Consider the following 4291-nt stretch of genomic DNA (forward strand, 5'->3'; position numbering starts at 1 on the left):
GACCAGGACAGACGCAGAGATCGGGATATCTCTTCCAAGCCAGATCAGGGCGTTCCTTGACGCCCAGTCGTTTGAGCTGCGGCAAAAGGTGCAGCGCATAATCGACTCTGGCGCAAACGTCGTCATTTCGCAGGCCGGCATCAACACTCTGGCCCAGACGATGCTCGCCCACGCCGGCATAATCTCGGTGCGCAGGGTAAAGGAGAACGACCTGTGGTGGCTGGAAAAGGCCACGGGCGCCCGGACGACGAGGGACCTTGACAGCATCTCGCCTGACGACCTCGGGCACGCCGGCAGGGTCTGCGAAAAATTCGTAGGCGACGACAGAATGGTGTTCGTGGAGGGGTGCAGGGACCCCAAGTCGATGACCCTGCTGCTTCGCGCCGGCTCAAAGAGGTTGCTGGACGAATTCCACCGCTCGGCGCTTGACGCGCTATGCGTGCTGCGCGACTATGTCGCCAGCCCGCAGGTCGTCGCAGGCGGCGGCGCGGCCGAAGTCATGGCCGCAAGGGCAGTGAGGGCAGGGGCGCTTGCGGTAGAGGGGCGAGAGCAGCTAGCGTTGCTGAGGTTTGCAGACGCGCTGGAGGAGATCCCGCTCACGATTGCGGCAAACGCCGGCATGGACGTGATAAACACACAGGCGCAGCTCCGTTCCTGCTCCGGCCAGTGGTGCGGTGTAAATGCCCTGGAAAGAAAGGTGCAGGACATGCTTGCCGCAGGAGTGGTAGAGCCCCTTGAGGTCAAGGAGCAGGTATTGATAACTGCAGTCGAGGCCGCAGACCTGATAGTGAGGGTTGACGACGTGGTGATGGCCCGGCCGTCAATGTCGACGCACACGCACGGAGACGGGACCACCCACACCCACAAGGGCGGCAACAAGTCGCACGACCACTTTGACAGGCTGGGCAAGCAGCAGCGCCCGATGCACCACTACTACTAGCTATTCTCTAAAGACCTGCTCGACCACGCCCAGCTCGTACACCAGGCCGGCGCCAATCACAAACGTCACCGCGGCCGCCGCGTACTTTAGCGCCAGGGCAAGCCTTACCTGGCTCCTGGCCCTTGTGAACGGGAGGCCTATCAGGGTGCTGATGCCTGCCATGCTGGCGATGGAGCCGGCACCAAAGATGGCAATGTACGCAAGTCCCAGGGGGATGGAATTTATGGTCGACAGGACGACCAGCATCAGGGCCCCGCTCCCTGCCATCCCGTGGACCATGCCTATTATGATGGACTTGTGGCCGTGTCGGTGATCGTGCCTGTGGTCGTGCGCTATGCCCTGCTCGGGGTGCGCGTGAAAGTGCGAGTGGGCTTTCCTGCCACGCAGCCCCTTGAAGAACCTGCCCGCGTTAAAGCCGGTAAACGCCGTGACTGCGAGGAACAAGAGCATTATCCCCACGCCAAATTCCAGCTGGCCGCTCATTTTTTCCGGTATGTGGACTGCAAGCAGCAACACCAGCAGGGCGGCGACGAAAAGCGTCGCAGTGTGGCCAAGGCCCCACAGCGCGCCAAGCATGGACGCCTGCCCGAGGTTTTTTCTGCCTGCCGTCGCGATAGTGGTGGACACGGCCGCAACATGGTCCGCTTCCATCGAGTGGCGCAGGCCGGTGAGCAGGCCGAGCAAAAGTATGCCTGCCGGCGCTGCCGTGTCGATGGTGCCCTCTACCGACTGGAACGCCGAGAATATCGGCTCTAACATGGCGTCAAATATCTCTAGGACCATTTTTTCTGCCTCTTACTTTGCGGCCATGGCATAGCCAGTGGCCGGGATGGGTTGATTTAGCGTAACCTGCGCGCGCCTTCCGTCAACAATGGCATCAAGCGCAATGGTTCTTAATGTTTCCGGCACGCCTATCATGACCTGCGCTGCAGACAGGATGTCCTTGGCGCCCTTTTTGATTGCTCCGGCGCGCTTTTTGGCGCGCACCTGAATTGCAACGTAGTGGCAATAGACCAGCAGCGCCTCATTCACGTTTATTTTTAACTGCCTGCCGAGCCTTTCCTTAACCGCCTCTGCAGAATGGTATAGTATCAGCTCGTCGGTCTCGTCGCTGTATTGAAAAACCTTGGTAAAGGGCGCGACATCCTGCTCGCCCTTTATCGTCGCCTTTACGTAGATCATGGCTACATGCTCTTTTTCGGCCCGTAGCTTAGTGGCTGCCTTTTCGGAGCCTTTGCCTTGGGGCCATTGCCAAAGTCGTACGTGTGTCCCTTGCCGCGATACTGGTTTGGCCGGACCGGCTTGCCCTCTGTCTGCCCCTTCTTTGTCAGCGACAGGCCTGCTAGCAATTCGACAATGAGCCTGTTTGCAAGCCCCGACGTGATTCCGCCGTTGTACGAGCTGCCGTCGCTCACGTCATAGTTTGGCGCGACTTCGACCAGGTCAAAGGCGAACCTGCCGGGGTCAAACGACGTCGACAGCAGCCTCATCAGCCTCATGCCCTCCCTCGAGGTCAGGCCGTTTGGCTCCGGCTCGCCGGTGCCCGGCGCATACGCTGGGTCAAACGTGTCAATGTCCCAGCTGATGTATACGGCGTCGACGTTGTCGTTTGCCCTGTCGGCGGCTTCCTTGGCAATCTTGTCGATGCCCAGCTCCTCGACGTCTAGCATCGTGAACCACTGAAAATCCTGATCGGCCATCCACTTGTAAAGGTCCGGCCCGGCCAGTAGCCCCTAGGCCCGATGAGGGTATAGTTCTTGCCCTTCAGGCACCCGAGCTCCATTATCCTCCTGATGTGGGCGCCGTGGTCGTACTTGAAGCCTGTCAGGCCCTGCGGCGCGCAGTCGGCGTGGGTGTCGATGTGGATCATGCCGATGTTCTTGTACTTTTTCGCAAACGCCCGTACGTTGGCAAACGTGATCGAGTGGTCTCCGCCAAGCATCACCGGGATGCCGTCGATGTCGAGGACCTCCTTGACCTTTTCAGTCATTCTCCTGTGCGACTCGACGACGTCGCCAGGCGAAATGTTGACGTCCCCATAGTCGACCGTCCTGAACACACCAAACGGGTCAACGCCGGTCTCTATGTTAAAGTGCTCATAGGGCGGGGACGGCACCGTGGATGCCGCGCGTATCGCCCTCGGCCCGTACCTTGCGCCAGGGCGGATGGTCGTGCCAAAGTCAAACGGCTCGCCGATGACGGCTACGTCCGGCCTGACCTTGTTCAGCTCCGCCTTGTTCCTCAACCAGGGGAGCTTTAGAAAAGTGGGTATCCCTACGAAGATTGGTTCGTCATTTCCCTTGTACGAGTCGCCGTAAAATTCCATTCCCATGGCCTATCGTTATTTATAATTAGTAAGTATATTAAAAATATTTCTAAGTAATCTACGTTTTCAAGACATGCTGGCAAAAAGAGAATTCCCTCTCACCCTTTGCGGCTTGAGGGCCCGGCCGTAAATTACGTCTATTGGACGTGCTTTGACAGAACGCTTCTTGCGTATTCTGTCACGTCAAGGCCATTTTCCTGCGCCTTTTCGTTCAGCCTGTCCCACAGCTGCTTGTCCTGCTTTTTCCTCGGGTCAAACACGAGCCTGACCGTCTGCAGGCCTTTTGGCGCGCCGCGCTTGACTCCTGCATCTGCCATCTCCTCCTGCAGCCTTCCATCGCCGGCCGCCTTGACAAGCCTTTCCTGGACCGACCTTGGCTTTCTTGCTATCCTTATCGCTTCGTACGTCGTTATCCTGCCCTTCTCGATGTTTTCCTGCAGCTCTTGCGGCAGACCCAGTATGCTGAGCCACTCGCTGACCGTGCTCTTGGGCAGGCCGTATTTTGCAGAAACGCCGGTTATGCCCGACCTTGTCGTGTCAACAAGCCTCTTGACCATCTGGGCCTTTTCAAGGGGCGACAGGTCCTTTCTGATGAGGTTTTCAAAGAGCGACGCGGCCTCTGCCTCTGCGCCCTCTAGCTCGGTCACGACTGCCGGGATCTGGGTCTCGCCTTTCGCACTGAGCGCGAAAAAGCGCCTGCGCCCTATCAAGAGCTTGTAGCGCCTGCTCTTGTCGTCGAACCTTACTACCACCGGCTGCAAAAGGTCGAACTTTGACAGGTGCTCCTTCATCAGTCTGTCCTTGTCGTCTTCCCCAAAGCTGTGGCCTTTTCTTACGTTTTCTTCTGCGATGTCTATCATGTCGGCCGGAATATTCTTTACCTTCATCTGCAGGTGTTATTAGTAATCTACGTATTTATAATTTCTGCCATAACAAATCGCAAAAATGATGAAGATTGTGTATTTTGGGAGCACCTGCTGGCTCATAGCTGTAGTATACGTATCATGATGTGCTCTTGCATACGT

The 4291-nt window shown here is 57.6% G+C and carries 6 protein-coding genes; 1 reads left to right on the forward strand and 5 read right to left on the reverse strand.

From position 1 onward, the window contains the following. Positions 1-940: TCP-1/cpn60 chaperonin family protein (locus ACREAY_RS10220; RefSeq protein ID WP_431755672.1), on the forward strand; the 940-nt coding region annotated here is incomplete at its 5' end. On the opposite strand, the gene ACREAY_RS10225 is transcribed toward ACREAY_RS10220, so the two are convergent. The 5 genes from ACREAY_RS10225 to ACREAY_RS10245 all read right to left on the reverse strand — a co-directional run bounded on the left by ACREAY_RS10225 (position 941) and on the right by ACREAY_RS10245 (position 4153). After that, positions 941-1723, reverse strand: a complete 783-nt coding sequence (locus ACREAY_RS10225; RefSeq protein ID WP_431755673.1) for an urease accessory protein UreH — start codon at positions 1721-1723, stop codon at positions 941-943. A gap of 12 nt (positions 1724-1735) precedes the next feature. Further along, positions 1736-2122, reverse strand: coding sequence for an urease subunit gamma (locus ACREAY_RS10230; protein WP_431755674.1), 387 nt, complete (start codon positions 2120-2122; stop codon positions 1736-1738). A gap of 2 nt (positions 2123-2124) precedes the next feature. Beyond that, the gene (locus tag ACREAY_RS10235) at positions 2125-2640 is read right to left on the reverse strand and encodes an arginase family protein (RefSeq protein WP_431755675.1); all 516 of its coding nucleotides are present in this window, start codon (positions 2638-2640) and stop codon (positions 2125-2127) included. Beyond that, positions 2604-3272, reverse strand: coding sequence for an arginase family protein (locus tag ACREAY_RS10240; RefSeq protein WP_431755676.1), 669 nt, complete (start codon positions 3270-3272; stop codon positions 2604-2606). The genes ACREAY_RS10235 and ACREAY_RS10240 overlap by 37 nt, the downstream gene beginning before the upstream one ends. A 131-nt stretch (positions 3273-3403) precedes the next feature. Further along, positions 3404-4153 carry a ParB/RepB/Spo0J family partition protein gene (locus ACREAY_RS10245; RefSeq protein ID WP_431755677.1) on the reverse strand — a complete coding sequence of 250 codons (750 nt, stop codon included), beginning with the start codon at positions 4151-4153 and terminating at the stop codon, positions 3404-3406. Positions 4154-4291: the final 138 nt, after the last annotated feature.

The organism is Nitrososphaera sp. (assembly GCF_050748925.1).
Classification (GTDB): domain Archaea; phylum Thermoproteota; class Nitrososphaeria; order Nitrososphaerales; family Nitrososphaeraceae; genus Nitrososphaera.